This window comes from Leclercia pneumoniae, assembly GCF_017348915.1.
Taxonomy (GTDB): Bacteria; Pseudomonadota; Gammaproteobacteria; order Enterobacterales; family Enterobacteriaceae; genus Enterobacter; species Enterobacter pneumoniae.
Genome location: NZ_CP071383.1, coordinates 1,563,574 through 1,590,518 on the forward strand (window position 1 = coordinate 1,563,574; position 26,945 = coordinate 1,590,518).

Here is a 26,945-nt window from a genome sequence, read left to right on the forward strand (position 1 = left end):
ATGGAGCCAGAATGTGTGAACATCACCATGCCGACAGGCACATTTTATGCTCACAGTGTGACCTGCTCGTGGCGCTCCCGGCGCTTGAGCATGGTCATAAAGCGGCATGCCCCCGCTGCGGGACAACGCTGACAACCGAGTGGGACGCACCGCGCCAGCGTCCCACCGCGTATGCGGTTGCAGCCCTGTTTATGCTGCTGCTCTCTAACCTGTTCCCGTTCATCTATATGAAGGTCGGGGGTATCACCAGCGAAGTCGAACTGCTGGAGATCCCCCGCGTTATGTTCAGCGAAGATTATGCCAGCCTCGGCACCTTCTTCTTGTTGTTCGTTCAACTGGTGCCGGCGTTCTGTTTGGTGGTCATTTTGCTGCTGGTAAATCGCGTCAAAATGCCCCTGAGCGTAAAGATTTTGCTGGCGCGGATCCTCTTCCAGCTGAAAAGCTGGGGAATGGCTGAAATTTTCCTCGCCGGGGTGCTGGTCAGTTTCGTGAAGCTCATGGCTTACGGTGATGTGGGGGTCGGCAGCAGCTTTATTCCCTGGTGTCTGTACTGTGTACTGCAGTTGCGCGCTTTCCAGTGCGTGGATCGCCGCTGGGCATGGGACGATATCGCTCCTGCGCCAGCGCTCCCGCATGCGCCGCAGGTGGGCGTTCCCGGAATTCGCCAGGGTCTGCGCTCATGTCCTTGCTGTACGGCGATTTTACCGGCCGATCAGCGAGTCTGCCCGCGTTGTGGCACTAAAGGGCATGTCCGGCGCAAAAACAGCATTCAGTGGACGCTGGCGCTGCTCTTTACCTCCATCATGCTCTATCTCCCTGCCAATATTCTGCCGATCATGATTACCGATCTGCTTGGCGACAAGATGCCCTCGACCATTATGGCCGGGGTTGTTCTGCTGTGGGGGGAGGGGTCGTATCCCGTGGCACTGGTTATTTTTATTGCCAGTATTATGGTGCCGACCCTGAAGATGATTGCGATTGGCTGGCTCTGCTGGGATGCAAATGGGCACGGACAACGTGACAGCGAACGGATGCACCTGATTTATGAAGTCGTCGAGTTTGTCGGCCGGTGGTCCATGATAGACGTGTTTGTCATTGCAGTTTTATCGGCGTTGGTGCGCATAGGGGGATTGATGAATATCTATCCCGCTCTGGGAGCGCTGATGTTTGCATTGGTCGTGATTATGACCATGTTTGCGGCCCTGACCTTCGACCCTCGTTTATCGTGGGATCGTGAACCAGAGCCAGACCATGAGGATAATAAAAAGCATGGATAACAAAAGTGGAGAGGCGAAAGTGCAGAAGGTTAAACACTGGTCGCCGGTCTGGATCTTCCCCATCGTGACTGCGCTAATCGGTGCCTGGATCCTGTTTTATCATTACAGCCACCAGGGACCAGAAGTCACCCTTATTACCACTAACGCAGAGGGCATTGAGGGGGGTAAAACCACCATTAAAAGCCGTAGCGTAAACGTGGGCGTAGTGGAAAGTGCGACGCTGACCGACGATTTGACCCATGTCGAAATTAAAGCGCGCCTGAATGCCGGTATGGAAAAGGTGCTTCAGGGCGACTCCGTTTTTTGGGTCGTTAAGCCGCAGGTTGGCCGCGAGGGCATTAGCGGCCTGGGGACACTGCTTTCCGGGGCCTATATTGAGCTGCAGCCGGGAACCAAAGGCGGGCAAAAAAATGAGTATCAGCTTCTGGATTCTCCGCCCCTTGCGCCACCTGATGCCAAGGGTATCCGCGTCATTCTCGACAGCAATAAAGCCGGGCAGCTGAGTCCGGGTGACCCGGTACTGTTCCGGGGCTATCGCGTCGGTTCGGTCGAAACCAGCACCTTTGATACGCAAAAACGCACCATAAGCTATCAACTGTTTATCAATGCGCCAAACGATCGTCTGGTGACCAGTAATGTGCGTTTCTGGAAGGATAGCGGTATCGCCGTCGATTTGACCTCGGCCGGTATGCGGGTTGAAATGGGCTCGCTCACCACGCTGTTTGGCGGCGGCGTCAGCTTTGATGTGCCGGAAGGGCAAGAGCTGGGTCAGCCTGTTGCGGAGAAAAGCGCCTTTAAGCTGTTCGACGACCAGAAATCGATACAGGATGCGCTCTACACCGATCACATCGATTACCTGATGTTCTTCAAAGACTCTGTCCGCGGTCTGCAGCCGGGCGCGCCGGTAGAATTCCGGGGTATCCGCCTGGGTACGGTTGGTCAGGTTCCCTTCTTTGTACCGGGACTGAAACAGGTGCTGGATGACGACTACCGTATTCCGGTGCTCATCCGCATTGAGCCGGAACGTCTGATCAACCAGATTGGTGAAGATCAGGATATCGGGACGCATATTACCGAGCTGATGAACCGTGGTCTGCGCGGCTCGCTGAAGACCGGTAATCTGGTGACCGGCGCGCTCTATGTAGATATGGATTTCTATCCGAAAGCGCCAGCCATTACCGGAATGCGGGAGTTTGGCGGGTATAAAATCATCCCAACCATGAGCAGCGGGCTGGCGCAGATCCAGCAGCGCCTGATGGATACGCTGGATAAGATTAACAATCTGCCGTTGAACCCGATGCTTGAAGCGGCCACGCATTCTCTGAATGAGAGCCAGGCCACGATGCGTCGTCTGCAGACCACGCTGGATAATCTGAATAAGCTCACTGCCAGCCAGTCGATGCAGCAGCTACCTCAGGATATGCAGAAAACGCTGCGCGAGCTAAATCGCAGCATGCAGGGCTTCCAGCCAGGCTCCGCCGCGTATAACAAGATGGTGGCGGATATGCAGCGCCTCGATCAGGTATTGCGTGAACTCCAGCCAGTGCTGAAGACGTTGAATACGAAGAGCAACGCGCTGGTCTTTGAAGCGAAAGATCAAAAGGACCCTGAGCCGAAGGGGGCTAAATAATGAAAAAATGGTTATTGATCGCCGCCGCAGCAGTGCTGACTGCCTGTAGCTCGGGTAGCGACAACAAGAGCTATTACCAGTTGCCGCTGGCTAGCCAAACGGGAGGCAACAACATGGCCAGCCAGGGTAACCGCTTACTGTGGGTAGAACAGGTCGCGGTGCCGGATTATCTGGCAGGTAATGGCGTGGTTTATCAAACCAGCGATGTTAAGTATGTCATCGCAACGAATAATCTGTGGGCAAGCCCGCTTGATCAGCAGTTGCGCAATTCGCTGGTGGCGAACCTCAGCAGCCAGTTACCTGGCTGGGTTGTTGCTTCGCAGCCTCTGGGTAGCGATCAGGATACGCTTAACGTCAATGTGACCGGTTTTCACGGGCGCTATGACGGGCGCGTGATTATCAGTGGCGAATGGCTGGTTAACCATCAGGGACAGCTAATTAAACGTCCTTTCCATCTGGAGCTGAAACAGCAGAACGATGGCTACGAAGAGATGGTGAAGGTGCTCGGGCAGGGCTGGGCGCAGGAAGCCAAAAGCATCGCCAGTGAGATTTCACGCTTGCCATAAGTAAAATTCATTATCCAAAACCGCAATCTGCCTCTCGCTGATTGCGGTTTTTTTTTGATGGTATCTCAGTCTGTTACTTGTGCCGCATCACAGATTTTGTACAAACGAACTTCCGTATAGTTCACATTTATGACACTGGCGTGAATTTTGCGCATTGACGCTGGGCTTTATTCGCGGTATTCGTTAGATGTGATTGCACATTTAGTAATCACTGTTTTCTTTTCCACCAGATCAAATAATGAGGGAAACGAGGCATGAAGAGACAGAAACGAGATCGCCTTGAAAGGGCTCATCAACGTGGTTATCAGGCTGGCATCGCCGGACGTTCTAAAGAAATGTGTCCCTATCAGACCTTAAATCAAAGGTCGCAATGGTTAGGGGGCTGGCGAGAAGCCATCGGAGACAGGGCAGTACTTGCTTGATAGCGTCTCTTTAAAAAAGAAACCTCCGCATTGCGGAGGTTTCGCCTTTAACGCCTTCAGTCAGCAATTAGAAAGCTGACGTATCCTGGAACAGGCCGACCTTCAGGTCGGTTGCGCCGTAAATCAGACGACCGTCTACCAGCACTTCACCATCTGCCAGGCCCATAATCAGACGACGGTTCACAACGCGTTTGAAGTGAATACGGTAGGTCACTTTCTTCGCAGTTGGCAGAACCTGACCGGTGAATTTCACTTCGCCCACGCCCAGCGCGCGGCCTTTACCTTCGCCACCCAGCCAGCCGAGGTAGAAACCAACCAGCTGCCACATCGCGTCGAGGCCCAGGCAGCCTGGCATTACCGGGTCGCCAATAAAGTGGCAACCGAAGAACCACATGTCCGGGTTGATATCGAGTTCTGCTTCTACGTAACCCTTATCGAAGTTGCCGCCGGTTTCCGTCATCTTCACGACACGGTCCATCATCAGCATGTTCGGGGCCGGTAACTGTGGGCCTTTCGCGCCAAACAGTTCACCGCGACCAGAGGCAAGAAGATCTTCTTTTGTATAGGATTCGCGTTTATCTACCATGTTCTCAGTAAGCCTTATTTTAGTGAAGGACGCAGGATAGCTAACACGTGTACGCTGAACAAGTCCGATCAGTTTGGACTAAACCATCCCAACCAGCGCAGCGGCCACGGATAACGATGACGAGACTCCTGCTGAGTCGCCTGGGCGATGCGTTCCTGAATGGTCTGCATGAGCGTTGTCTGCCCCTCGCCATCCCATATCAGGTTTGTGAGTAAGGGTAGCGCATCCGCAATATCTTCAATCGCCCAGAGGGAGAATTGTTCCTCTTCCACTGCCTTCAGCACATCCTGGCTGAGGCTCAGGTGACGCACGTTTGCCAGCGGAATGATCACACCCTGTTTGCCGTTCAGACCACGCTGCTGACAAACCGTGAAGAAGCCTTCAATCTTCTCATTGAGGCCGCCTACTGGTTGGGCACGACCAAACTGATCCACTGAGCCGGTTATGGCGATACTCTGGTTAACTGGCACGTCGGCCAGCGCGCTAATCAGGGCACACAGCTCGGCCATGGAGGCGCTATCGCCATCTACTTCGCTATACGATTGTTCAAAAGTCAGCGAGGCAGTGAAGGGGATCTGCTGCTCAAGCTGTAGCTCTGACATCAGATAGGCCTGCATGATCATCATGCCTTTAGCATGAATATTACCGCCCAGTTCCGCTTTGCGCTCGATGTCGATAAATTCGCCATCGCCAATATGCACAACGCAGCTGATGCGTGAAGGTTCGCCAAAGGCGCGCGGATGGCCCGGGAATTCAATCACCGACAGGGCATTGATCTGCCCGACACGTTCACCTTCCGTTTCGACCAGGATCTGATCAAGCAGGATTTCATCCTGCATCCGGTCAGCAAGATACCCTTCACGCCATTGGCGTTGCAAAAGCATCTGGCTCAATTGCTCACCAGTGAAGAAGGCATCCGGCGTTAAAGCGGCCACTTCACGGAGTTGCTTACCCAGCCACAGAGGGCAGAGGGGCAAGGTCTCTTGATCGCCCGTGTAACGGACGGCTTCACGAATCAGCACTGGCCAGGCATCAGGGGCAGGGACAGGTAGACCAGCACTTTCGGCCAGGGCGTTTACCCATAAACACCATTGCTGCATCTCTTCTGCATCAGCAATCTGAATGTTGTCTTCAAATTCGCTGTAAATGGCCTGATCGGCCAACTCCGGCTCCATCTCCTGGAAATCGGCCAGTGCTTCGCGATCACCCACCAGGACCACTTTTAATGACAGCGGCATAGAAGGAACGGAGACCGGAAGTGGACGAGACTCGTCAAAACCGACCCAATCAAAGCGCTGCTGGCTCACTATATTCTTTAAACGCATCCACAAGAGCGGCTGGGCCAGCAGGGTACGCAGGGAGATGAGCAAGACACCGCCATTGGCCTGGTGCACCAGACCCGGCTGGAGGCTGACCTCACCATTAAACTGACGCAAGCAGCCAAAAAGCTGTTCAGCCTCTACCCAACCGGCCGTTGTAACACCGCCAGTGACCGCAAAACGGCCATCTGCAATCTCAGTGGGGGTAAAGGTGATAGTCGTGCCGTTGACGCAATACGTACCGCCAGAGACGGCGTCATTCTCCGGCAATAACTGCCGCATGGCATCCGCCAGCAGGTTGAGATACTCCGCTTCATCCGGTGCCTTCAGCAACATAAAAGGCGACGTTGCCCAGGGGCTTAACGCCTGCTCCATTGCGTAATGCAAACGTGGCTGCGTATCGCTTAATGCGGATTCGTCTTCTTTCGCGAGATCGGGCTGTGCAAACAGTTCTTGATAGCTATCGGTATCCGGAACCAGGTCACGCCATGCTAATTTCGTAATCGTCAAAGTTGATGTTTTTTAGTCAGATGTAAAACGATGGATTATACCGTAAGGCTCAGGCTCTGCCCACGAAGGAATAGGAGTTTCACGCGGTGAATCTCATCTGGCGGTCACAGGCGTTGATTTCTTTTCAGCAGATTGGCAAAAAACTGATATTCTGGACAGAGTTACACGGTCACATTGGGATCGCAATGAAATATCAACAACTGGAAAATCTCGAAAGCGGCTGGAAATGGAAGTACCTGGTCAAAAAACACCGCGAAGGAGAATTGATAACTTGCTACCTTGAAGCCAGTGCGGCGAAAGAAGCGGTAGATTTATTGTTGACCCTCGAGAATGACCCCGTTCGGGTTAACGGCTGGATTGAACGCCATATCAACCCCACACTGCTGAACCGCATGAAGCAGACTATCCGCGCGCGGCGTAAACGGCATTTTAATGCTGAACATCAGCATACCCGTAAGAAGTCGATCGATCTGGAATTTTTAGTCTGGCAGCGTCTGGCGGGGCTGGCTCAACGTCGGGGGAAAACCTTGTCTGAGACCATTGTTCAGCTTATTGAAGATGCTGAACATAAAGAAAAATACGCCAGCAAGATGTCGACGCTGAAGACCGATCTGCAGGCATTGCTGGGCAAAAAATAGCGTTAGCTTTTTCGCAGGCAATAAAAAACCCCGCTGAGCGGGGTTTTTTTATAAGACGATAACTTATGCCGCAGGCTGAGTTACAACGTCTTTGATGCCTTTAACTTCGATCTCTACGCGACGATCTGGTGCCAGGCAGTCGATCAGCGCTGCACGTGCTTTCACGTTGTCGCAGGTGCTGCCGGTAACTGGGTTAGATTCGCCCATACCACGTGCGGAGATCTTGTTGCTTGGGATACCTTTAGAGATCAGGTAATCAACAACAGACTGAGCACGTTTCTCGGACAGACCCTGGTTGTAAGCGTCAGAACCGATGCGGTCAGTGAAGCCCAGAACCACTACGGAACCGTCTTTCGGATCCAGGTTGCTCAGCTGGCTGTACATCTGATCCAGAGCCTGCTGGCCTTCTGGTTTCAGAGTTGCTTTGTTGAAGTTGAACAGAACGTCAGACTTCAGAGTGAAGTGCTTGGTCTGTACTTCTGGAGCTGGAGCCGGTGCTGGAGCTACGATTGGCGCAGCTTCTTCCTGCTGGCCGAAGCGGTAGGAAACACCTACGCTCAGCAGGCCGTTGTCTGGACGGGTACCAACGGTGTTTGCATCACCGATGTTGTTGGTCCACTGGTATTCCAGACGGGTAGCGATGTCACGGGTCATTGCCCATTCCAGGCCGCCAGCGAATACTGGGGAAACGCCAGTGTCGTGGTCTTTGAAGGAAGCGCGGCCAGGAACGTTAGCTTTAGCATCTGCACGCCAAACCATACCACCCAGACGGGTATAAACGTCCAGATCGTCAGTGATTGGGTAACCCAGTTTAGCGGTCAGCTGAACGCCCTGAGCCTTGAATGCGCCGTTGATGTTGTCGCCTTTGTATGGCATACGACCTAACCAGTCGTAACCCATTTCAAAGCCAACATACGGGTTAACCTGGTAACCACCGAATGCACCAGCGCCCAGCTGGTTTTCGTGGGTTGGACCATTGTTGTTGATAAAACCAGTATCGTGGAACTGAGACCAGCCCAGTTTAGCACCAGTATACCAGGTGTTATCTTTCGGAGCGGCCTGCGCTACGGTAGCGAAGCCAGCCAGTGCCACTGCAATCGCGATAGCTGTCTTTTTCATTTTTTGCGCCTCGTTATCATCCAAAAATCGCCATGAGAATCTCAATGAGAGTTCACGGTTAAATCCTTCACCGGGGGGCGGGGACAATAGAGTAACTCTACCGATATCTTCGGCTTAGGCCGAGCACCCCTGGCGATGTAAAGTCTACAACGTAGTTGGAAACTTACAAGTGTGAACTCCGTCAGGCATATGAAAAAAAAAGTTTTGTATACACAATATTTAACATAAATTGTGGTTATTCATGCCAGACGAAATCAGAGAAACCGCACCAGACAAGACTCTTCGTCGGATTTACACATGGAATTAATGGTGTACAAGTGGCGCAAAAAAAATTCCAGGAAAACTCTTATTTTTACTTAATGATACAAATTCGAGTGAATTTTTAGCCCAGAAAAGTGTCCCTTGCCCTGGGGACCAACCTGAACCGGACGCATTATAAAGCCCAGCGCGTTTCCTTCTTCAGCCGCTTCAGCGAGCAAATATTGCTCATCATCCGTTAACGCTTCAGTAAACCAGCCAATAACCACACTGTAATTACCGGTGCGCAATGCTCTGGCCATGGATTCAACAGTATGGCAAGGCGCAAGCTGACTAACCTGCATAACTTTAGTCAAAGGCAGACCCGCTGACTGCACCCACTGGCGACTTAATTTCTGATTAGGCGTGAGCCACAACTGCCAGCGAGACTGCTGCCCCAGTTGCTGTAAAAGCGGCAGCAGCAGGAGTTGGGTCATCATGGGCTGGTCTTCACGGTAGAGCACTTCACTAATCAGCCCGGTGGAGGGACGCGCAGAAGAAGTCATTGCGCTATTGCCTGCAGTTGAAGTGAAAGATGTTGTGCGATTTGAATAGCCTGAAGAGTACATAATCAATCCAGCCCTGTAGTTACTGTATGGATATACAGTAACCCCTGTGCGACTAAAGATCAACCTCATTTTCTGAAAGCGTCTCGCAAAATTCACTCGTTGTTGCTGCCTCTTTCAAAATCATCTTGCCCATCGCCCGTAACTTACCTATTTTTTGACTAACGGATCCGTTAATAAAAACTTCATTTGTTACTTTATGATTTAAAAGGAATTATTATGAAAAAGATATCCTATGAACGGATCTATCAATCTGAAAAATACCTGTCCTCATTGGGAGAAGTAGAGCATCGCGCGTTGTTTGGCGGGTACGCACTGGCCGTAGACAATACGGTGTTCGCCATGGTTTCAGCAGGCGAGTTGTACCTGCGGGCCTGCGAAGAAAGCGCCTCCTATTTTGTCAAACAGGGCGCCTCATTCTTAACGCTGTTAAAACGTGGGCGGCCCGTCTTACTAAACTATTATCGGGTGGATGAGACCCTCTGGCAGGATCAAGAGCGACTGCTACGGCTCTCGTCGTTTGCGCTCGAAGCCGCCCGCCGGGAACGCTGTAAACGCTTTAAACAGGACCGCCTGAAAGATCTCCCCAACCTGACCTTCCAACTCGAACTGCTTCTATGCGAAGCCGGAATTCCAAACGAAGAGGCGTTACGCACACTCGGCGCTGAGGCATGCTGGTTGAGGATCAAGCGGTTGAATAAGCATCTTAGTTACAAAGTGCTGTTTGCACTGGAAGGGGCGATCCAGGGGCTACATGAAGCGGCTCTCCCGGCAATACGACGCCGGGAGCTGATTGAGTGGTATAAAACATTGCCAGCGCAATAACGCTACTCTGGCAAGTGAGCAACCTGTTGTTGTAGTCGACAAATTTCTGGCAGCAACGCAATAAGCAGACCGATCTGTTGTAGAACCAGTGGCGCTTTGCTCTCCGTGCCGGGTTCAAGATGCGATATACGTTGCGCCAGTTCATTTAATGCTTGCTCTACACGCGGCTCATCCGCCGGGCGCTGATGCAGTGCATCATCCACATAGCAGACAGCATCATCCAGCAGATCCAGTATCGCTGGGTTCGTGAGCCGCTCACGGTGCGCGCCCAGTGCAGATATATAGCTGGTGAAGGTGTGATTCAGGCACAACAGCCGGAAAGCTACCTCGCGGATCTCCGCCGTGGCGCGTGGCTCCCGCGTCATATTTGAAACCACCGAGGCCAGTTCGGCATCGCGATTATGCGCATCCCGCCGGGCAATACGATAAGCCAGGCGGTTATCGCGCCCCTGATGGTACTGTTCGAGGATCGCATCCAGGTAACGACAGTTGGCATTGACCGCCTGAGCCAGCACCCGCGGTAAGTTGCGAAACCGCCAGTCGGGCCAGATAAAACTCACTGCAGCCCAGGCAATAGCGCAGCCTATCAGGGTATCGATCACTCTTGGCAATGCCACTTCGAACCCTTCACCAAGGAGATTAAAGCAGAGCAAAACCAGCAAGGTTATAAACATGGTGGCATGAGCGTACTGCACATTACGGAAGGCAAAGAACAACACCCCGGTAATAACAATCAGAATCAGCTGTCCTTCCACTGAAGGGACGAAATAGAGGATCGGCAGGCCCAGCGCCACCCCGGCGAGGGTGCCAAGAATACGCAGCGCCAGACGGTGTCGGGTGGCATTGTAGTTAGGCTGGCAAACAAACAGGCTGGTCAACAGGATCCAGTAACCATGATGCATCCCGGTAATCTGGATAAAGGCATAACCCACACATAACACCACCGACATCCGCACGGCATGACGGAACAGCGCCGATTCAGGCGAGAAGTGGCGGCTTAGGCGCAGCCAGATATCACTGAAACCATGCATACTGTCGTCTGCCAGCTGGTTTTCCGCCTCATTGCCGGGCTGCGCGAGGGCCTGTTCGGATTCGATGGAGGCGAGCTGGGCATCAATCGCCCGCAGGTTATTAAGCAGGAAACCGAGGGCTTTCATCTGCTCGGCCGAGGTACCGCTGGCCTGTACGCGGTCGAGGGCCGCATCCAGATGGCTAAAGGCTCGCTCGAAACGGGGATCATGCTGGTAAGGCGTGCGCAATAAAATAGAGCGAGAGAGCTGCTGACAGGCCTGCGACTGCATCGACAGCAGACGCTGAAAACGGAACATGACATCGCTATAACGAAATTTCTCGCGCAGGGCCGAGTATTGAACATGAGAGGAACTGGCGCGCTCATGAATATCCTGCGCCACAAAATAGTAATGCAGGGTACGGCGGGTGCCACGCTGACCGCGGTCGCCGCGCAAACGGGTAAGGAGCGAGGCTTTCGTCTGGTTTAGCGTTGTCACCAGTTGGCCATTCGCCAGCGCCACATCGTAAAGCGGAGCCTGGCTTTCATCTTCAATGTCCGGATCGAAAAGCCGTGATTTAAGTTCCAGATAGTGGGCCAGCTGTTCATAGCTGCGCGCCAGGTTGTCCTGCAGCGGGCGAATGGGGAAGATCAGATGACCCGCAAGGGTTAACAGGTTATACCAGATAGCGCCAATGAGCAGCAGCACCGGCTGTTGATACCACTGGTCGTAAAGCGATACGCCCAGCATGGTGTAAATGGCTATCAGCAACGCGCCGAACGCGATAGTGGCATAGCGCTGGCCCAGGCCACCCAGCAAGATAAAGCAGCTTGTCGAGAGCAGTAGTCCTATTGCAAAGAGCCAGGGCCAGGGGAAGAGCAGCTCCACGGAGGCCGAGGCGATAAAAAAGCAGATTAAGGTAATAACCAGGTTACGCAGTCGTCCGGCGAGGCGATCGTCAAGATCGGCCAGGGCGCCAGCAACCACCCCCAGCGTCAGGGGGATGGTCAGCTTTACCTCGCCCAGCCACCAGGGCAGGGCGGTGCTGCCGCAAAGGGCGATGAAGATCCTGACGTTATAAAGCCAGGCGCTGTTCCATGTATAGCGACGTAGCAGTGGGCTGAGCATGCGCGCAGGTAATCCTTATGACTGAAATCGACGACGGGCGCTATTTTCACGGGCGGCACGGGCGACCTCCACCGGGACCACTCTACGTCCGACCGGCCACAGGGCGATAGCGGCAATCTTAAAATTGGCGATACCAACCGGGATACCAATAATAGAAATACACTGAGCAATGCCCGCCGCAATGTGCATCAGGCACAGCCACCAACCGAAAAAGATCAGCCAGAGAATATTAAGCAGCGTACCGCCGGTGTTCATGATTGCGCTCTTCCCGTCCGGGTTTAACTCATCGACGTGAACGGCTTCGTTACCATAAGGGAAAAGCGAAAGACGGGTGATTTCCCAACATGATCGCGTTAGCGGCAGGGTGAAAATCAGGACGATACTCACCAGGGTTGCCAGCAGCCAGGAGAGGGTGGTGGCAAAACCACCCAACACAAAATTCAAAATATTCAAAACGGTACGCATAATCCCTCAATTCCTTCCGGTTTGTTCACAGCCTGATGATTGTAACGTTTTTTTGCGCTGGAGCACCTTAAAACTGGCAGTTACACTATCAGGCAACTATCACCCCGTGGATCAGGCTGGACATGGAACTGAAAGCAACTTCGTTAGGCAAGCGCCTGGCACAACATCCCTATGACAGGGTTGTCCTGCTCAACGCAGGCGTTAAGGTTTCAGGCGAGAAGCATGAATATCTCATCCCCTTTAACCAACTGTTGGCTATCCACTGTAAGCGCGGTCTGGTCTGGGGTGAGCTGGAGTTCGTGCTGCCAGCGGATAAAGTGGTGCGCCTTCATGGCACCGAGTGGGCTGAAACCCAGCGCTTTCATCATCATCTGAACGCACTCTGGCAAACGTGGAGTGCTGAGATGAGCGACATCGCGGCGCAGGTCTTACAGCAGGTGCTGGCGGATATCGCAGAGAGCAATGAGCAGAACAGCTGGTTAACCCGCGACAAGACCCTTGGCCTGCAGCAAAAAATCACCCAGGCGCTGACGGCACTACCATTACCCGCCTCCCGGCTGGAGGAGTTTGATAACTGCCGTGACGCGTGGCGGCAGTGTCAGGCGTGGCTGAAAGATATTGACCAGAGCCGTCTGCTGCATAACCAGGCGTGGACGGATACCATGCTGACGCGCTACGCCGATTTTTTTGCCGGAATAGAATCTTCGCCCCTCAACCCGGCGCAGGCGCGCGCAGTGGTCAACGGCGAACACTCGCTATTAGTGCTGGCCGGTGCGGGTAGCGGTAAAACGTCAGTGCTGGTGGCGCGTGCCGGGTGGTTGCTCACCCGCGGCGAAGCGACAGCAGATCAGATCCTGCTGCTGGCCTTTGGTCGTAAAGCCGCGCAGGAGATGGATGAACGGATCGAAGCGCGCCTGCATACGCAGGAGATCACCGCCAGAACTTTCCACGCGCTGGCGCTGCATATTATTCAGCAGGGCAGTAAAAAAGTGCCGGTCGTCAGTAAGCTTGAAAACGACACCCCCGCCCGACAGGCTCTGTTCATCAAGGCCTGGCAACAGCAGTGCAGCGAGAAAAAAGCGCAGGCAAAAGGCTGGCGGCAGTGGCTTGAAGAGGAGCTTAACTGGACCGTCCCGGAAGGGAGTTTCTGGCAGAACGAGAAGCTGGCTCGCCGTCTGGCGCCGCGCCTGGACCGCTGGGTGAGCCTGATGCGTATGCACGGCGGCGCGCAGAGCGAGATGATTGCCGGTGCGCCGGAGGAGATCCGCGATCTCTTCTCGAAGCGGGTGAAGCTAATGGGGCCTCTGTTAAAAGCCTGGAAAACGGCCCTGAAAGAGGAGAATGCCGTGGACTTCTCGGGGCTTATTCATCAGGCGATTCTCATTCTGGAGAAAGGACGCTTTGTGAGTCCCTGGAAACATATTCTTGTGGACGAGTTTCAAGATATCTCGCCTCAGCGCGCGGCGTTGCTGGCGGCTCTGCGGGGGCAAAACAAACACACCTCGCTCTTTGCGGTTGGCGATGACTGGCAGGCCATCTACCGCTTTAGCGGCGCGCAGTTGTCGCTTACTACTGCCTTCCACCACTATTTTGGTGAGGGGGACCGGTGCGATCTGGATACCACCTATCGCTTCAATAACCGAATCGGTGAAATCGCCAACCGCTTTATTCAGCAAAACCCGCATCAGCTGGCGAAGCCGTTAAACAGCCTCGCCGCGGGGGATAAAAAAGCGGTCACCCTGTTGGCTGACGATCAGCTCGACGCGCTACTGGATAAGCTCAGTGGTTATGCCAAACCGGAGGAGCGGATTCTGCTGCTGGCGCGCTACCATCATCTGAAGCCTGCCACGCTGGAAAAGGCCGCGACTCGCTGGCCGAAATTACAGCTCGACTTTATGACTATCCACGCCAGTAAGGGGCAACAGGCGGATTACGTCATTGTGCTGGGATTGCAGGAGGGAAGTGACGCATTCCCGGCCCCTGCCAGGGAGTCGGTCATGGAGCAAGCGCTGCTGCCCGTTCCGGAAGATTTCCCCGATGCCGAAGAGCGGCGACTATTGTATGTGGCGATAACCCGCGCCCGGCATCGCGTGTGGTTACTCTTCAATAAAGCGCAGCCGTCGTCTTTTGTGGCGGTATTGCGTGACCTGGATGTGCCAGTAGCCAGAAAACCTTGAGATCCTGCCGGGTGGGGGCCACCCGGCAAAGAGCTTACTTGAGACGCTCTGCGAGGTAACGCTGATAATCTGGAATCAGAATATCAACCTGACGATTAAACTGCGGTGACTCGATAATAAAGTCAGCCGTCGACAGGTTTGTGGCAACCGGGATATTCCACACCGTGGCCAGACGCAGCAGCGCTTTCACGTCCGGATCGTGTGGAACGGCGTTAAGCGGGTCCCAGAAAAAGATCAGTACATCAATCTTGCCTTCCGAGATCAGCGCCCCTACCTGCTGATCGCCGCCCATCGGGCCGCTAAGCAGGGCATTCACGTCAAGACCTGTTTCACGGTTAATCAGATTGCCGGTGGTCCCGGTCGCGGAAAGGGCATGGTGTTGCAGCAGGGGTTTATGGCGCTGCACCCAGTTGAGCAGCATCTGTTTGCAGTGATCGTGGGCGACCAGCGCAATGTGTTTACGTTCCGGGAGTGAGCGGGTAGTCAGTTCCATTATCGGTTTCCATCAATGTAAATGGCTACAGATTACTGGAAGCATCTGACGCTGCAAGAGAAAGGGCAAAAAATTGCGGCTCAGGAGGGGGGTTGTTGCTTCGCCCATTGCATGAAACGGTTGCGGGTCTCCGTATCTGCCTGCGCAAACCAGTATTTTAACCGCTGTTCGGTCAAAGTTTGCGATTGAGGGGGCGGCATATCCAGTTCAGACACGCCCGACAGGAGCGTACTGTCGTCGGCCATCCTGATGGCAAATTGCGGCAGCGAGGCTGTCAGCCCGGCGCTGTTATACCGCTCAGTATCGCTTTCGTAATTGATCCCTTTTGAGGTGGTGGTGATGGCGAGGATATCCAGTTTGACCGGAATCGGCATCGCATCTCCGTCCAGCAGCTCAATGCGCGGCGCGTTATCAAATGACTGAGACTCTTTTTCCGTCTCCAGACGCGGCAAACTAAAGTTGACCTGGCTGATGCGCTGCGTGTTGAAGCTGGCAACCAGCGGTGGGGAGATATAGATCCGCTGCTCATGGCTGGCGAGACGAATGGTTTTTTCAACCCGAAAAACGATCTGATGGGGGCCGTTATCCAGCTCAATGCTATCTGCGCCACGTAACAGCGAGCTGGAGACCCTTTTACCATCCAGCACCAGCAGATCGATATCGGTGGAGAGTCTCAGCGTGGTAGCGGAAGCGCAAACCGGCATCATCAATACCATCATCAGTGTGGCAATGCCGGTTTTCATAACAGGCTCCTGGGTATCCGATACGTCGCGGAATAATGTATCTAAATTTTTCGGTGATCATGTTTACTAACATATAGACATCATTGCGCCGTTTGCCCTCATACGAACGTATGGGTTAGATGGTTGCCTGCCCAGCTTTGGCTTACACTCACAAAAAGCCAGGAGGAAAAGATGAAAGAGAACGATATCGTTAACATTTTGACATCGACCCGCACCATTGCGCTGGTGGGGGCAAGCGATAAGCCCGAGCGCCCGAGCTATCGGGTCATGAAGTATCTGCTCGATCAGGGTTACCATGTGATCCCTGTCTCCCCCAAAGTGGCCGGTAAAACGCTATTAGGCCAGCAGGGCTACGGGACCCTGGCAGAGGTGCCAGAAAAAATCGATATGGTCGATGTGTTCCGCAATTCAGAAGCGGCCTGGGGCGTCGCGCAGGAGGCTATTGCCGTGGGGGCGAAAACATTGTGGCTGCAGTTGGGCGTCATTAACGAACAGGCGGCCGTGCTGGCGCGTGAGGCGGGGCTGAACGTGGTCATGGATCGTTGCCCGGCTATCGAAATACCCCGTCTGGGAATGGCAAAATAATAAAAAACCCGGTCAGCCCTGGCTACCGGGTTTTTTTTAGTTCCGTAAACGTGGCGCCTGCAACTGTTTACGGATGGTCTGCGCCAGTTCGTCCAGGGTCGGCTGTTCAGGGTGTTCATCCTGTGCTTCGCCACTCAACTGGGCTTCGGCAAGATAGGTATGCACCGGCTGGCCATCGTCATCTTCCATTACCACGTGGTACCAGGGTGCGGCGCGGAGATCTGCGTTAACCGCCAGCTCATCGGCTGACGGTTCATCGAGTGAGTATTCCGGGTCGATATCAACAACCACGCCCAGATACCCTAACAGAGAGTGGCGGACCTGCTGGCCGATACCGAATTTGCTGGCAATCATAGTCACCTCCCGGGAAACGTTACTTACACTATAAGTGTGGGCAACATTCCACTTTTCAAGTTACATGACGCGACAGGCAAATCCTTTCAGATAAAGCCCTTCAGGATAGGTTGCAATCACCGGGTGATCGGCCGCCTGACGGAACTGCTCTATAAATTGTACATCACGACCAGCATCTACAGCGGCATCGGCCACAATTTTCTGGAACAATTCGTTTGTCATCAGGCCAGAGCAGGAGAAGGTCAGGAGCACACCGCCTGGGTTAAGCAGTTGTATCGCCAGCATATTGATGTCTTTATAACCGCGGCAGGCACCCATAAGCTGATTTTTGTTTTCCACAAATTTCGGCGGATCCATCACGATAACGTCGAATTTCTCGCCCTGATCGCGATATTTACGCAGCAGCTTAAACACATCATCGCGCACAAACTCAGCTTTACTCAGATCCAGCTTGTTGAGTTCAACGTTTTGTTTCGCCACGTCCAGAGCCTCCTGAGAGGTATCCACGCTCACCACGCTGGCACAGCCGCCCATCAGCGCAGAAACCGCAAAGCCGCCCGTGTAAGAGAAGCAGTTAAGGACGCGTTTGTCTTTTACGTACTGGCGGGTCGCCAGACGACTGTCACGCTGATCGAGGTAATAGCCGGTTTTATGTCCGCCCTGGATGTCCACCAGCAGCTTCATGCCGTGCTCTTGAATCGGCAGCAGCGCAGGTGGCAGTTCGCCGGTGACCGGGCCCTGGGTCAACTCCATACCCTCTTTTTTGCGCACCGCCACGTCGCTGCGGTCATAAATCGCGCATTCCGGATAGAGGCCTTGCAGGGCGCTGATCAACGCCGCGCGTTGATACTCCGCCCCCGCGCTCAGCAGCTGCAGAACCAGGAAGTTGCCAAAGCGGTCGATCGTCACGCCCGGCATGCCGTCGGACTCCCCGGCAATCAGACGATAGCTGTCTAACCCGTCACGCTGTGCTAGCCAGTCTCGCCACTGCTGCGCCTGCTGCAAGCGGCGGGTAAAGAAGGCGATATCGATGGTTTCCTGAGGATCAAAGGTCCAGACGCGCGCACGGATTTGTGACGCGGGCGAGTATGCGCCGCGGGCTAACCATTTCCCCTGATGGTCAACGATATCGATGGTTTCACCGAGGCTGGCTTTTCCTTCCATTCGGGCAACGGCACCGGAAAAGACCCAGGGATGACGACGCAGTAATGACTTCTCGCGCCCTTTGGCTAACACTAAACGTACACTCATAATTGGCTATTCTGTCGATTTAATGAAATGGCCGCCATTTTCCCGAGTTCAGGGGGGAAATGCAACGCGCCACGAGGATAAGGAGAACGATGATGTCAAATATCTGCACGATCGCATGGGTCCACGGCACGGTTCAGGGGGTGGGCTTTCGTTACAGCACCCAGCGAGAAGCGACGCAGCTTGGGTTGACCGGCTACGCGCGAAACATGGATGACGGCAGCGTTGAGGTTGTGGCTTGTGGTGATGCAGCGCAGGTGGAAAAGCTCATCACCTGGCTGAAGGCAGGGGGGCCGCGCAGTGCTCGGGTTGAAAAGGTCTTATCAGAACCGCATCAACCCGGCCGGGAATATACCAACTTTGGTATTCGCTATTAAATACACTTCACCGGTTTAGGCAGGCCGGCGATCTTGGTCGCCTGTTTCGCCGGGCCTTTCGGGAACAGACGATAGAGATAGCGGCTGTTGCCTTTCTCTTCGCCAAACTTTTTAGCCATCGCCTTCACCAGCATACGAATCGCAGGGGAGGTATTAAATTCCAGATAGAAATCACGCACGAAACGCACCACTTCCCAGTGTTCAGGCGACAAAGTGATGGCCTCTTTTTCGGCAATCACTTCCGCCAGCGCTTCGCTCCACTGGCTGCTCTCTTTCAGATAACCGTCGTTATCGGTCTCGATCTCTTTACCGTCAAAGCTCAACATAGTTCATCACACGTCAGTCAAAAACCGCTGCAGTGTAGCAAAAAACAGAGCCCCGCATAAGCGGGGCCCGGGGATACAGCACAGTGAGGGGGTTAATCGCGGCTGGCGAAGCCCAAGATACTCAGCAGGCTGACGAAGATGTTGTACAGCGACACATACAGGCTCACGGTGGCGCGGATGTAGTTAGTCTCGCCGCCGTGAATGATGTTGCTGGTCTCATAGAGAATAGCGCCAGAGGAGATCAGGATAAATACGGCGCTGATCGCCAGGTGCAGAGCCGGCAGCTGCAGGAAGATGTTTGCCACCATACCCACCAGCACAATCACAATACCTGCCATCAGCATACCGCCGAGGAAGGACATGTCTTTACGGGTGGTCAGCACATAGGCCGAGCAGCAGAAGAAGACCAGGGCCGTACCGCCCAGCGCCATACCAATCACGTCACCCATACCTGCTGACAGGTAAGTATTCAGGATCGGCCCGAGGATATACCCCAGGAAGCCGGTAAAGGCGAAGGCAGATAAAATACCAACAGGTTTATCTGCGGTTTTATAAGTCAGGAACATCAGGCCATACATGCCCACCAGCGTCAGAATCAGCCCTGGAGAAGGCAGCATCAGTACGGTGCTGGCAGTCGCGGTGAGGGCCGAAAACGCCAGCGTCAGGCTCAGCATGAAATAGGTATTACGCAGCACTTTATGGGTGCTAAGCAGCGACGCGCGGTCGCGGGAAGAAGTAATTATACGATCCATGAGTCACTCTCTTATGACAGATGTAATTAACGGGAAGAATAGAGAACGACGCAGCCGTAACAAAGTGATTTTACCCATCTTTACTCAGTTCTTCAGGGCTTTACCCAGCATGATCTCTCCCAAAAGGCTTTTACCGCAGAAGGAAAAATGGTTTCAGCAGATTATCGAGATCAAGATCTTATAGGTCTCTGAAATATATTGCTTTATTTTAGTTACCCAGCTAAGAGTTAAATCCGCATCGTCAAAAAACAGACAATAAGGCGAAGGAAATGAAACCACAACCACGCACTATCTTTACACTCTCTTTGCTGACGGCAGGCATCCTGTGCGCAAGCGCAACGGCGTTTGCGGCCAGCGTGCCGGCAGGAACGCAGCTTGCAGAGAAGCAGGAACTGGTCAGGAATAATGGCAATGAACCGGCCTCGCTCGACCCTCATAAAGTCGAAAGCGATGTCGAATTCAATATTATCAGCGATATATTCGACGGGTTGGTGAGTGTCTCTCCGCAGGGTGAGATTCAGCCGCGCCTGGCGGAAAAATGGGAAAACAAAGACAATACCGTCTGGACCTTCCATCTACGTCCGGACATTACCTGGAGCGACGGTACACCGATTACCGCGCAGGATGTGGTCTGGAGCTGGCAGCGGCTGGTCGATCCGAAAACCGTCTCTCCTTACGCCAGCTATCCGGGCAGTATGCATATCATGAATGCCGCCGAGATTGCCGAAGGCAAGCAGCCCACGGATAAGCTAGGCGTGAAGGCGATTAATGACACCACGCTCGAAGTAACACTCACCCAGCCGAATGCGGCCTTCCTTGCGATGCTGGCGCACCCGTCTATGGTGCCGATCGATAAAGTCCTGGTGAGTCGTTTTGGCGAGAAGTGGACCAAGCCCGAGCACATCGTCTCCAGTGGGGCTTACAAGCTGTCGCAGTGGGTGGTAAACGAACGCATCATTGCCGAGCGCAATCCGCGTTACTGGGATAACGCCCACACCGTCATTAACAAAGTGACCTATCTGCCAATCACCTCTGAAGCGTCTGACGTTAACCGCTACCGGGCAGGAGAGATCGATATTGTCTATACGGTGCCTATCAATCAGTTTGCCCAGTTGAAAAAAACGCTGGGCAGCGAGCTGGACGTCTCCCCGCAGCTTGCCACTTACTATTACCAGTTCAATACCGCCCGCGCGCCATTTAACGATGTCCGCGTGCGTAAGGCGCTGAATATGGCGCTCGATAAAGAGATCATCGCCGATAAAGTGCTGGGGCAAGGGCAGCGACAGGCATGGTTGATCAGCCAGCCAGATATCGGCGGCATCACGCTGAAGAACCCGGACTACGCCAGCTGGCCAATGGATAAACGCATCGCGGAGGCGAAAAAGCTGCTTAACGAAGCTGGCTTTAACGAAAGCCACCCGCTGAGCTTTAACCTGCTATACAACACCTCTGAGTCGCACCAGCGCATCGCCATTGCTGCAAGTTCGATGTGGAAGAAAAATCTCGGCGTGGAAGCAAAGCTGCAAAATCAGGAGTGGAAAACCATGCTGGATACCATGCACACCCATACCTTTGATGCGGTGCGCTACGCCTGGATTGCGGATTATGACGATGCCGCCACCTTCCTGAATAACTACCGCACCGGTGACAGCCAGAACACCAGCCAGTACAGCAACCCGGACTATGACCAGGCGCTGGTTAACGCCGCGAAGGCCAAAACCCCGGCGGAGCGCGGTAAGTTTTATCAGCAGGCCGAAGATCTACTGGCGCGCGATGTCCCTGCTATTCCGGTCTATCACTATGTGCGTACGCACATAGTGAAACCCTGGGTGGGCGGTTTTACGCCAGATAAGCTGGGCTACTACTACACCAAAGATATGTACATCAAAAAGCATTAAGGCTTAAAACGTGAGATTTTGTGCTGATAAAACGGTCAATGCGTTGTTATTTCAACCGATTGAATGCGATTTGGCTGTTTTTCAGGCAAACGAACACAATGGTGCTTTACAGGGCGTACTGAGGTGTTTATAGTGCGCCTCATTGGAAGCGTGGCCGAGCGGTTGAAGGCACCGGTCTTGAAAACCGGCGACCCGAAAGGGTTCTAGAGTTCGAATCTCTACGCTTCCGCCAAATACGAAGAACCCCGTGATAGCGATATCACGGGGTTTTTTCTTTTATGCTTCTCCAGCGCGCTGCAAATCACCAAGGGTATCGATATCCCTGACAATTCCCTCATCCTCCAGCATCAGATCTGCCACTGCCCCCTGACGACGTGCAGCCTGCACAATAGACCTCGCACCAGCCTCGCCGCGTAACGCGCGCAAGGCGGCATAATACCGACGGTCAAAGCCCACCGGATGCCCGGACTGATGACGGTAGTGCGGTACGACGAGAGAGGTGTGCGTAAGGGCATGGGCAACGGCCTTCAGCGTGTCGGGTTGGATAAAGGGCAAATCGGCCGGCAAGATCAGCCAGCCGGAGGCCTCCGGTGTGGCCATCACGCCCAGCGCAATTGACTCGCCCATCCCGGCGGTTCCTCCCTTGGGCCTCACCAGATGCCACTCAAGCCGCGAAGCCGTAACGGCGGCCAGGGTATGGTCCAGCACCCTTTGCCCGTTAAGCCTCGCCTCCAGTTTATGGCTCAGCCCGCCGGAGGCCAGAAAGCGTTCGCCGCGCCCGGCCGCCAGCACAATCACCACCGGGGCGGCCACTAACTTGCCGCTCCGGCCTGCCGCGTGGCGGCGATATCCGCCAGCACGGAGAGGGCCAGCGTGCTGGCATCCCGCGCCCGGGGAAAGAGGCCGATAGGGGCCTTAATCCTGGCGATATCCTCTTGATGCCAGCCCAGCGCGAGCAAGGTTTCGCTGCGTTGCGAATGGGTACGCTGGCTGCCCAGCGCGCCGATATAAAAGGGGCGAGCGCGCAGAGCGGCCTGCAACACTGGCAACTCTCGGTGGAGATCATGCCAGAGCAGCACCACGGCGGTATCCGCATCGATAAGGGGGTCTGAAGCGTCCGTAAAACCGGTTACCTCATAGCCTGCCGCCTGGGCCAGCGCGGCGGTCGCTTGCGCCTCGACCGAATGACCCTGCAGGACCAACTGCACGCGGGGCCGATAGCCGCGTTCAAACCCGCCGCTGCGCCAGCCCGTCGTGACTGCGCCCTCTATCGCACCGAGCTGTTGCGTGGCGGGGCAATAATGCAAACCGGCCGGGGTACGTCTTTCCAGGCTGTTAAGTACCGCCAGCAGCGGGCGAGCTGAACGCAGCCGGTGAAGGGTGAGGGTGATCCCGCCCCCGCAGGGTAAAACAATGTCAAACCAGGGCGATCCTTTGCCATACCGTATCTGGCGATCCTGACCTTTGGCCAGGAGATCCAGCGCCTCGAAGGCCACGGCCGACTCCACGCAGCCGCCGGAAACGAAGCCACAATAGTGGCCATCGTCGCGCACGCACATCTGCGCCCCCAGCGCGCGGGCCGCGCCGCCCTCGATACCGGTCAGGGTCACCAGCACGGCCTCTTTTCCGGCGGTGAGCGCCTCGACGGCAAAGCGCAGCACGGCGATGCTGTCATCGGTGACAAAGGCGCGGGAAGGGGAGGGAAGCGGCGCGTTGGAGGCAATGTTATTGAGCATCAAGCCTCCCTCACACCGCATCCGGCAGAGCATCGATAAGTTTATCGAGGGTGATCGGGTAATCACGCACCCGCACGCCGGTGGCGTTGTAGATAGCGTTGGCAATCGCCGCGCTCACCCCGCACAGCCCAAGTTCGCCGACCCCTTTGGCCTTCATGGGGGAGGAGATGGGATCGGTATCCTCAAGGAAAATGACCTCCTGCTCCGGAATATCGGCGTGAACCGGCACTTCGTAAGCCGCCATATCATGGTTGACGAAGTAACCCAGCCGCGTATCTACCGCCAGCTCCTCCATCAGCGCCGCGCCCAGCCCCATGGTCATCGCCCCGATCACCTGGCTGCGCGCGGTGATCGGATTGAGGATCCGCCCGGCGGCGCAAACGGCCAGCATCCGGCGCACCCGCACTTCACCGGTAGCGCTGTCCACGCCCACCTCGACGAAGTGTCCGGCAAAGGTGGACTGCTGATACTCCTTATCCAGGTCGCCAAACTCGATGCTGTCCTCGGCGGTCAGCACGCCCGATTTTGCCGCCTCAGCCAGCGGCGCGCTGCGCCCCTGGGCGGATATCGTCTCGTCGGCAAATTCAGCTGTTGCCGGGTCGAAACCCAGCTGCCGGGCAATGGCTTCCCGCAGCTTCACGCAGGCGGCGTACACGCCTGCGGTAGAGGTATTCGCCCCCCACTGGCCGCCCGATCCGGCAGAGACCGGGAAGTGTGAGTCGCCCAGCCGCACGTCGACCTTCTCCAGCGGCAGGCCCAGCATTTCGGCAGCGGTCTGCGCAATGATGGTATAGCTCCCGGTACCGATATCGGTCATGTCCGTCTCAACCGTCACGCTGCCATCGGCGTTGAGATGGACCCGCGCGCCGGATGTTGCCACCAGGTTGTTACGAAAGCCTGCCGCCATTCCCATACCTACCAGCCAGCGCCCATCGCGCACCTGGCCGGGCTGCGCGTGCCGTTTCTGCCAGCCAAAGCGTTCCGCCCCCGTCTGCAAGCATTCGACAAGCTGGCGACGAGAGAAGCGGCGCTCGGGGTTAGCCGGGTCGACCTGGGTGTCATTCAGAATGCGAAACGCAACCGGATCCACGCCCGCCTTGTCGGCAATCTCGTCGATAGCGATCTCAAGGGCCATCAGGCCGGGAGCCTCGCCCGGCGCGCGCATGGCATTGCCCTCAGGCAGATCAAGCGTAGCCAGCCGCAGGCCAGTATGGCGATTTGCGCCAGCGTAAAGCAGCTCGGTTTGCTGGACTGCCGTTTCCGGCGTGCCGCCGGGAAGATTGCCCGACCAGCTATCATGCGCGATGGCGACAATCTTTCCTTCGGTGTCGGTACCGATACGGATGTGCTGGAGGGTAGCCGGACGATGGGTCGTGTTATTGGGGATCGTCGGCCTCGGCAGCATCACCTTGACCAGGCGCTTCACCGCCCGCGCCCCCAGCGCCGCCAGAAGGGCATCGCTGCGTAAAAAGAGTTTGCCGCCGAAGCCGCCGCCAATATACGGCGAAACAATGCGCACGTTCTCCGGCGGGATCTTCAGGGTCAGGGCCAGATCGGTACGGCACCAGTCAATCATCTGGTTTGAGGTCCAGACCGTGACGTTGTCGCCCTCCCAGACGGCCATAGAGGCATGGGGCTCCATCGCCATATGGCTCTGGTCCGGAGTGGTGTAGATCGCGTCGAGCTTCACCGCCGCCGAAGCAAAGGCGGTGGCCACGTCCCCGACGTTTTTGTCAGGGGTATCCTCCGGCGGCTCGGTGAAGGAAGCTTTTTCCGCCGCCAGATCGTAGGCGCCCTGCGCTCGTTTACAGGTCACCTTGACCAGCGCTGCGGCCGCACGGGCCTGCTCGAAGGTCTCTGCCACCACCAGCGCAACCGCCTGATGGTAGTGCTCAATTTCAGGGCCGCCTAACAGGGTGGCGGTATTTTTCTCTCCCTTGCCAAGCGGTCCGGCGTTATCGGCGGTAATCACTGCCAGCACGCCGGGGGCCGCTTCCGCCGCCTTTTTGTCAATGGCGGTAATGCGCCCTTTGGCGATGGGGGCGCCGACGACGTGGCCGTAAGCAGCATTGGGGGCGATATCATGCCATTCGTACGCATAGTGCGCGCTGCCCGTGGTTTTACGGGGGCCGTCGATACGCGTATGGGGTTGGCCGACAACCCGAAGCGTGTCGATAGGGTTAGTGGTGGCGGGTTTGTCGAATTTCATGCGTGAGCCCTCGCTTCAGACAACACGGAGGCGAGCGTGCGCTTCGCCAGGGTGAGTTTAAAGGCGTTTTCAGGCGTGGGATGGGCATCCGCAAACAGCCTGTCATACACCGCCTGCGCCCCGTCCGGAAGGCGGGCATCTGCTTCATCCAGCCGCCACGGCTTATGGGCTACGCCGCCCAGGGCCACGCGGCCCGTGCCGTCAGGCTGAACGATGGCCGCCACCGACACCAGCGCAAAGGCATAGGAGGCGCGATCGCGCACTTTGCGATAGATATGGGTCCCCCCTGGTGGCGGAGGTAGCGTAACCGCAACGATCATCTCTCCCGGCGTCAGGACGGTTTCCAGATGTGGCGTGGTACCCGGGGCGCGCCACAGTTCATCGACGGGAAAGGTCCGTGTCTTGCCGTCCGGATCGACTGTTTCGACTTTGGCGTCCAGTACGCGCATGGCGACCGCCATATCGCTGGGATGCGTGGCGATGCAGGCGTCACTTGCGCCCACCACCGCCAGCTGGCGGCTATAGCCCTCGCGCGCCGCGCAGCCGCTGCCGGGCAGGCGCTTATTACAGGGTTGGTTGGTATCATAAAAATAGGGGCAGCGGGTTCGCTGCAGCAGATTACCGGCGGTGGTGGCCTGATTACGTAGCTGGCCGGAGGCCCCGGCAAGCAACGCCCGCGACAAGACCGCGTAATCTTTGCGCACCCGGGCATCGGCGGCCAGATCGGTATTACGCACCAGCGCCCCGATACGCAGACCGCCGTCGTCGGTGGCTTCAATGCTATCCAGTCCGAGATGGTTAATGTCGATCAGGTGGACGGGGGTTTCGATCTCCAGCTTCATCAGATCCAGCAGATTGGTCCCGCCGGCAATGAATTTTGCCCCCTCGTGGCGTTGGGCGCTCTGTGCAGCCTCGGCCGGGGTCTTTACGCGCTCATAGGTAAAGGCTCTCATGATTTCAGCTCCCCGGCGGCCTCTTCGATGGCGGCAAGAATGTTGGAATAGGCGCCGCAGCGGCAGATATTGCCACTCATGCGCTCGCGCAGCTCGTCAGGGGTCATTTCCGGCGGCGAGACCAGATCGAGGGTCACGTGGCTCGGGATCCCGGCTTCTATCTCTTTTAATACGGCGACCGAAGAGCAGATCTGCCCCGGGGTGCAGTAACCGCACTGGTAGCCGTCGTGTTTAATAAAGGCGGCCTGCATGGGGTGCAGTGCCTCCGGGGTACCCAGCCCTTCAATGGTGGTGATGTCGGCATCCTGGTGCATCACCGCCAGCGTCAGGCAGGCATTCAGACGGCGACCATCCACCATCACGGTGCAGGCGCCACACTGACCGTGGTCGCACCCTTTTTTGCTGCCGGTCAGCTGCAGATTCTCACGCAGGGCATCCAGTAAGGTGGTACGGGTATCGACCTCCAGGGTTCGCGGTTCCCCGTTAACCGTAAAAGAGAGGGGAAGACGTTCAGCGGGGGGCGTGGCCGCAGGGCGCTCGTCACCAAACGCCATACCCGGCGCAACGGCGGCGGTGGCGGCGGTGCCCGCGCTGACTTTCAATAGGGTACGACGCGTCAGGCTAAAATCCTGCTCGCCTTCGTCAGGGGTATTGCCATGGTTGCTCATGCCAGGCCTCCGGTATCAAATGAGAAAAGTTATTCCTGAAACGCTTTTTTAAGCTTCAAGCATAGTCC

27 protein-coding genes and 1 tRNA gene are annotated in these 26,945 nt (G+C 55.6%); 11 read left to right on the forward strand and 17 right to left on the reverse strand.

Annotation, left to right across the window (positions count from 1 at the left end):
• Window positions 1-11: 11 nt before the first annotated feature.
• The 4 genes from pqiA to rmf all read left to right on the forward strand — a co-directional run bounded on the left by pqiA (window position 12) and on the right by rmf (window position 3,895).
• Window positions 12-1,277: a membrane integrity-associated transporter subunit PqiA gene (pqiA, locus tag JZ655_RS07325; RefSeq protein WP_207293411.1), complete on the forward strand. Its 1,266-nt coding sequence runs from the start codon at window positions 12-14 to the stop codon at window positions 1,275-1,277.
• Entirely contained in the window at window positions 1,270-2,907 is a 1,638-nt protein-coding gene (pqiB, locus tag JZ655_RS07330) for an intermembrane transport protein PqiB (RefSeq protein ID WP_046886671.1), read from the forward strand. Before pqiA ends, pqiB begins: the two co-directional genes overlap by 8 nt.
• Window positions 2,907-3,473: a membrane integrity-associated transporter subunit PqiC gene (gene pqiC, locus JZ655_RS07335; RefSeq protein WP_207293412.1), complete on the forward strand. Its 567-nt coding sequence runs from the start codon at window positions 2,907-2,909 to the stop codon at window positions 3,471-3,473. Before pqiB ends, pqiC begins: the two co-directional genes overlap by 1 nt.
• A gap of 254 nt (window positions 3,474-3,727) precedes the next feature.
• Window positions 3,728-3,895 (forward strand): ribosome modulation factor, encoded by a 168-nt coding sequence (rmf, locus tag JZ655_RS07340; protein WP_010429337.1) that lies wholly within the window; start codon window positions 3,728-3,730, stop codon window positions 3,893-3,895.
• A 67-nt stretch (window positions 3,896-3,962) separates the two neighbouring features.
• On the opposite strand, the gene fabA is transcribed toward rmf, so the two are convergent.
• Together fabA and JZ655_RS07350 are read right to left on the reverse strand one after the other, a co-directional pair.
• On the reverse strand, window positions 3,963-4,481 hold the full coding sequence (fabA, locus tag JZ655_RS07345; protein ID WP_207293413.1) for a bifunctional 3-hydroxydecanoyl-ACP dehydratase/trans-2-decenoyl-ACP isomerase: 519 nt from the start codon (window positions 4,479-4,481) through the stop codon (window positions 3,963-3,965).
• 68 nt (window positions 4,482-4,549) lie between these two features.
• Window positions 4,550-6,310, reverse strand: coding sequence for an AAA family ATPase (locus JZ655_RS07350; RefSeq protein WP_207293414.1), 1,761 nt, complete (start codon window positions 6,308-6,310; stop codon window positions 4,550-4,552).
• 185 nt (window positions 6,311-6,495) lie between these two features.
• Between JZ655_RS07350 and matP the strand changes: the two genes are divergently transcribed.
• Window positions 6,496-6,948 (forward strand): macrodomain Ter protein MatP, encoded by a 453-nt coding sequence (gene matP / locus JZ655_RS07355; protein ID WP_040076287.1) that lies wholly within the window; start codon window positions 6,496-6,498, stop codon window positions 6,946-6,948.
• Between the two features lie 63 nt (window positions 6,949-7,011).
• Here the strand turns inward: matP and ompA are convergent, their stop codons facing one another.
• Window positions 7,012-8,067 (reverse strand): porin OmpA, encoded by a 1,056-nt coding sequence (gene ompA / locus JZ655_RS07360; protein ID WP_207293415.1) that lies wholly within the window; start codon window positions 8,065-8,067, stop codon window positions 7,012-7,014.
• Window positions 8,068-8,423: 356 nt separating this feature from the next.
• Entirely contained in the window at window positions 8,424-8,933 is a 510-nt protein-coding gene (gene sulA / locus JZ655_RS07365) for an SOS-induced cell division inhibitor SulA (protein ID WP_046886668.1), read from the reverse strand.
• A gap of 216 nt (window positions 8,934-9,149) precedes the next feature.
• On the opposite strand from sulA, the gene JZ655_RS07370 reads away from it, so the two are divergent.
• On the forward strand, window positions 9,150-9,755 hold the full coding sequence (locus tag JZ655_RS07370) for a TfoX/Sxy family DNA transformation protein (protein WP_207293416.1): 606 nt from the start codon (window positions 9,150-9,152) through the stop codon (window positions 9,753-9,755).
• Between the two features lie 2 nt (window positions 9,756-9,757).
• Here JZ655_RS07370 and yccS read toward each other — a convergent pair whose 3' ends face one another.
• Both yccS and JZ655_RS07380 read right to left on the reverse strand, forming a co-directional pair.
• Window positions 9,758-11,893, reverse strand: a complete 2,136-nt coding sequence (gene yccS / locus JZ655_RS07375; protein ID WP_207293417.1) for a YccS family putative transporter — start codon at window positions 11,891-11,893, stop codon at window positions 9,758-9,760.
• Between the two features lie 15 nt (window positions 11,894-11,908).
• Entirely contained in the window at window positions 11,909-12,358 is a 450-nt protein-coding gene (locus JZ655_RS07380; protein WP_040076281.1) for a YccF domain-containing protein, read from the reverse strand.
• Between the two features lie 122 nt (window positions 12,359-12,480).
• Between JZ655_RS07380 and helD the strand changes: the two genes are divergently transcribed.
• Complete coding sequence (gene helD / locus JZ655_RS07385; protein ID WP_207293418.1) at window positions 12,481-14,535, forward strand: DNA helicase IV; 2,055 nt, start codon at window positions 12,481-12,483, stop codon at window positions 14,533-14,535.
• Window positions 14,536-14,569: 34 nt separating this feature from the next.
• Here helD and mgsA read toward each other — a convergent pair whose 3' ends face one another.
• Both mgsA and csgI read right to left on the reverse strand, forming a co-directional pair.
• Complete coding sequence (mgsA, locus tag JZ655_RS07390; RefSeq protein WP_040076279.1) at window positions 14,570-15,028, reverse strand: methylglyoxal synthase; 459 nt, start codon at window positions 15,026-15,028, stop codon at window positions 14,570-14,572.
• 80 nt (window positions 15,029-15,108) lie between these two features.
• Window positions 15,109-15,771: a curli synthesis inhibitor gene (gene csgI / locus JZ655_RS07395; protein WP_040076278.1), complete on the reverse strand. Its 663-nt coding sequence runs from the start codon at window positions 15,769-15,771 to the stop codon at window positions 15,109-15,111.
• A 171-nt stretch (window positions 15,772-15,942) separates the two neighbouring features.
• Here csgI and JZ655_RS07400 point away from each other — a divergent pair, with 171 nt between their 5' ends.
• Window positions 15,943-16,356 carry a CoA-binding protein gene (locus tag JZ655_RS07400; protein WP_040076277.1) on the forward strand — a complete coding sequence of 138 codons (414 nt, stop codon included), beginning with the start codon at window positions 15,943-15,945 and terminating at the stop codon, window positions 16,354-16,356.
• A 36-nt stretch (window positions 16,357-16,392) separates the two neighbouring features.
• Here the strand turns inward: JZ655_RS07400 and hspQ are convergent, their stop codons facing one another.
• On the reverse strand, window positions 16,393-16,710 hold the full coding sequence (hspQ, locus tag JZ655_RS07405) for a heat shock protein HspQ (RefSeq protein ID WP_040076275.1): 318 nt from the start codon (window positions 16,708-16,710) through the stop codon (window positions 16,393-16,395).
• A 60-nt stretch (window positions 16,711-16,770) separates the two neighbouring features.
• Window positions 16,771-17,961 carry a 23S rRNA (cytosine(1962)-C(5))-methyltransferase RlmI gene (rlmI, locus tag JZ655_RS07410; RefSeq protein ID WP_207293419.1) on the reverse strand — a complete coding sequence of 397 codons (1,191 nt, stop codon included), beginning with the start codon at window positions 17,959-17,961 and terminating at the stop codon, window positions 16,771-16,773.
• 92 nt (window positions 17,962-18,053) lie between these two features.
• Between rlmI and yccX the strand changes: the two genes are divergently transcribed.
• Entirely contained in the window at window positions 18,054-18,335 is a 282-nt protein-coding gene (gene yccX / locus JZ655_RS07415) for an acylphosphatase (protein WP_207293823.1), read from the forward strand.
• On the opposite strand, the gene tusE is transcribed toward yccX, so the two are convergent.
• Window positions 18,332-18,661: a sulfurtransferase TusE gene (tusE, locus tag JZ655_RS07420; RefSeq protein ID WP_040076271.1), complete on the reverse strand. Its 330-nt coding sequence runs from the start codon at window positions 18,659-18,661 to the stop codon at window positions 18,332-18,334. The genes yccX and tusE overlap by 4 nt on opposite strands.
• Before the next feature lie 92 nt (window positions 18,662-18,753).
• Window positions 18,754-19,413: an FtsH protease modulator YccA gene (yccA, locus tag JZ655_RS07425; protein ID WP_040076269.1), complete on the reverse strand. Its 660-nt coding sequence runs from the start codon at window positions 19,411-19,413 to the stop codon at window positions 18,754-18,756.
• Window positions 19,414-19,682: 269 nt separating this feature from the next.
• On the opposite strand from yccA, the gene JZ655_RS07430 reads away from it, so the two are divergent.
• Window positions 19,683-21,311, forward strand: a complete 1,629-nt coding sequence (locus JZ655_RS07430) for an ABC transporter substrate-binding protein (RefSeq protein WP_207293420.1) — start codon at window positions 19,683-19,685, stop codon at window positions 21,309-21,311.
• 144 nt (window positions 21,312-21,455) lie between these two features.
• Window positions 21,456-21,543 (forward strand) — tRNA-Ser (locus JZ655_RS07435).
• A gap of 44 nt (window positions 21,544-21,587) precedes the next feature.
• Here JZ655_RS07435 and JZ655_RS07440 read toward each other — a convergent pair.
• From JZ655_RS07440 to paoA, 5 genes are read right to left on the reverse strand one after another with little or no spacing between them, the layout of a single operon-like run.
• Entirely contained in the window at window positions 21,588-22,124 is a 537-nt protein-coding gene (locus JZ655_RS07440; protein ID WP_207293421.1) for a nucleotidyltransferase family protein, read from the reverse strand.
• Window positions 22,124-23,047: an XdhC family protein gene (locus JZ655_RS07445; RefSeq protein WP_207293422.1), complete on the reverse strand. Its 924-nt coding sequence runs from the start codon at window positions 23,045-23,047 to the stop codon at window positions 22,124-22,126. Before JZ655_RS07445 ends, JZ655_RS07440 begins: the two co-directional genes overlap by 1 nt.
• A gap of 10 nt (window positions 23,048-23,057) precedes the next feature.
• The gene (gene paoC / locus JZ655_RS07450) at window positions 23,058-25,256 is read right to left on the reverse strand and encodes an aldehyde oxidoreductase molybdenum-binding subunit PaoC (RefSeq protein WP_207293423.1); all 2,199 of its coding nucleotides are present in this window, start codon (window positions 25,254-25,256) and stop codon (window positions 23,058-23,060) included.
• A complete protein-coding gene (locus JZ655_RS07455) occupies window positions 25,253-26,209 on the reverse strand; it encodes an FAD binding domain-containing protein (RefSeq protein ID WP_207293424.1) in 957 nt (318 codons plus the stop codon). The genes paoC and JZ655_RS07455 overlap by 4 nt, the downstream gene beginning before the upstream one ends.
• A complete protein-coding gene (gene paoA, locus JZ655_RS07460; protein WP_040076262.1) occupies window positions 26,206-26,877 on the reverse strand; it encodes an aldehyde dehydrogenase iron-sulfur subunit PaoA in 672 nt (223 codons plus the stop codon). The genes JZ655_RS07455 and paoA overlap by 4 nt, the downstream gene beginning before the upstream one ends.
• Between the last annotated feature and the right edge of the window lie 68 nt (window positions 26,878-26,945).

Bases quoted from the DNA above. Each gene is read 5' to 3' on its own strand.
- yccA (WP_040076269.1), bottom strand. From the start codon at position 19,413: ATGGATCGTATAATTACTTCTTCCCGCGACCGCGCGTCGCTGCTTAGC.
- JZ655_RS07400 (WP_040076277.1), top strand. From the start codon at position 15,943: ATGAAAGAGAACGATATCGTTAACATTTTGACATCGACCCGCACCATT.
- matP (WP_040076287.1), top strand. From the start codon at position 6,496: ATGAAATATCAACAACTGGAAAATCTCGAAAGCGGCTGGAAATGGAAG.
- rmf (WP_010429337.1), top strand. From the start codon at position 3,728: ATGAAGAGACAGAAACGAGATCGCCTTGAAAGGGCTCATCAACGTGGT.
- rlmI (WP_207293419.1), bottom strand. From the start codon at position 17,961: ATGAGTGTACGTTTAGTGTTAGCCAAAGGGCGCGAGAAGTCATTACTG.
- pqiC (WP_207293412.1), top strand. From the start codon at position 2,907: ATGAAAAAATGGTTATTGATCGCCGCCGCAGCAGTGCTGACTGCCTGT.
- tusE (WP_040076271.1), bottom strand. From the start codon at position 18,661: ATGTTGAGCTTTGACGGTAAAGAGATCGAGACCGATAACGACGGTTAT.
- csgI (WP_040076278.1), bottom strand. From the start codon at position 15,771: ATGAAAACCGGCATTGCCACACTGATGATGGTATTGATGATGCCGGTT.
- ompA (WP_207293415.1), bottom strand. From the start codon at position 8,067: ATGAAAAAGACAGCTATCGCGATTGCAGTGGCACTGGCTGGCTTCGCT.
- JZ655_RS07380 (WP_040076281.1), bottom strand. From the start codon at position 12,358: ATGCGTACCGTTTTGAATATTTTGAATTTTGTGTTGGGTGGTTTTGCC.
- sulA (WP_046886668.1), bottom strand. From the start codon at position 8,933: ATGTACTCTTCAGGCTATTCAAATCGCACAACATCTTTCACTTCAACT.
- JZ655_RS07430 (WP_207293420.1), top strand. From the start codon at position 19,683: ATGAAACCACAACCACGCACTATCTTTACACTCTCTTTGCTGACGGCA.
- JZ655_RS07370 (WP_207293416.1), top strand. From the start codon at position 9,150: ATGAAAAAGATATCCTATGAACGGATCTATCAATCTGAAAAATACCTG.
- fabA (WP_207293413.1), bottom strand. From the start codon at position 4,481: ATGGTAGATAAACGCGAATCCTATACAAAAGAAGATCTTCTTGCCTCT.
- yccS (WP_207293417.1), bottom strand. From the start codon at position 11,893: ATGCTCAGCCCACTGCTACGTCGCTATACATGGAACAGCGCCTGGCTT.
- hspQ (WP_040076275.1), bottom strand. From the start codon at position 16,710: ATGATTGCCAGCAAATTCGGTATCGGCCAGCAGGTCCGCCACTCTCTG.
- yccX (WP_207293823.1), top strand. From the start codon at position 18,054: ATGTCAAATATCTGCACGATCGCATGGGTCCACGGCACGGTTCAGGGG.
- helD (WP_207293418.1), top strand. From the start codon at position 12,481: ATGGAACTGAAAGCAACTTCGTTAGGCAAGCGCCTGGCACAACATCCC.
- pqiB (WP_046886671.1), top strand. From the start codon at position 1,270: ATGGATAACAAAAGTGGAGAGGCGAAAGTGCAGAAGGTTAAACACTGG.
- JZ655_RS07445 (WP_207293422.1), bottom strand. From the start codon at position 23,047: ATGCTCAATAACATTGCCTCCAACGCGCCGCTTCCCTCCCCTTCCCGC.
- pqiA (WP_207293411.1), top strand. From the start codon at position 12: ATGTGTGAACATCACCATGCCGACAGGCACATTTTATGCTCACAGTGT.
- paoA (WP_040076262.1), bottom strand. From the start codon at position 26,877: ATGAGCAACCATGGCAATACCCCTGACGAAGGCGAGCAGGATTTTAGC.
- paoC (WP_207293423.1), bottom strand. From the start codon at position 25,256: ATGAAATTCGACAAACCCGCCACCACTAACCCTATCGACACGCTTCGG.
- JZ655_RS07455 (WP_207293424.1), bottom strand. From the start codon at position 26,209: ATGAGAGCCTTTACCTATGAGCGCGTAAAGACCCCGGCCGAGGCTGCA.
- mgsA (WP_040076279.1), bottom strand. From the start codon at position 15,028: ATGGAACTGACTACCCGCTCACTCCCGGAACGTAAACACATTGCGCTG.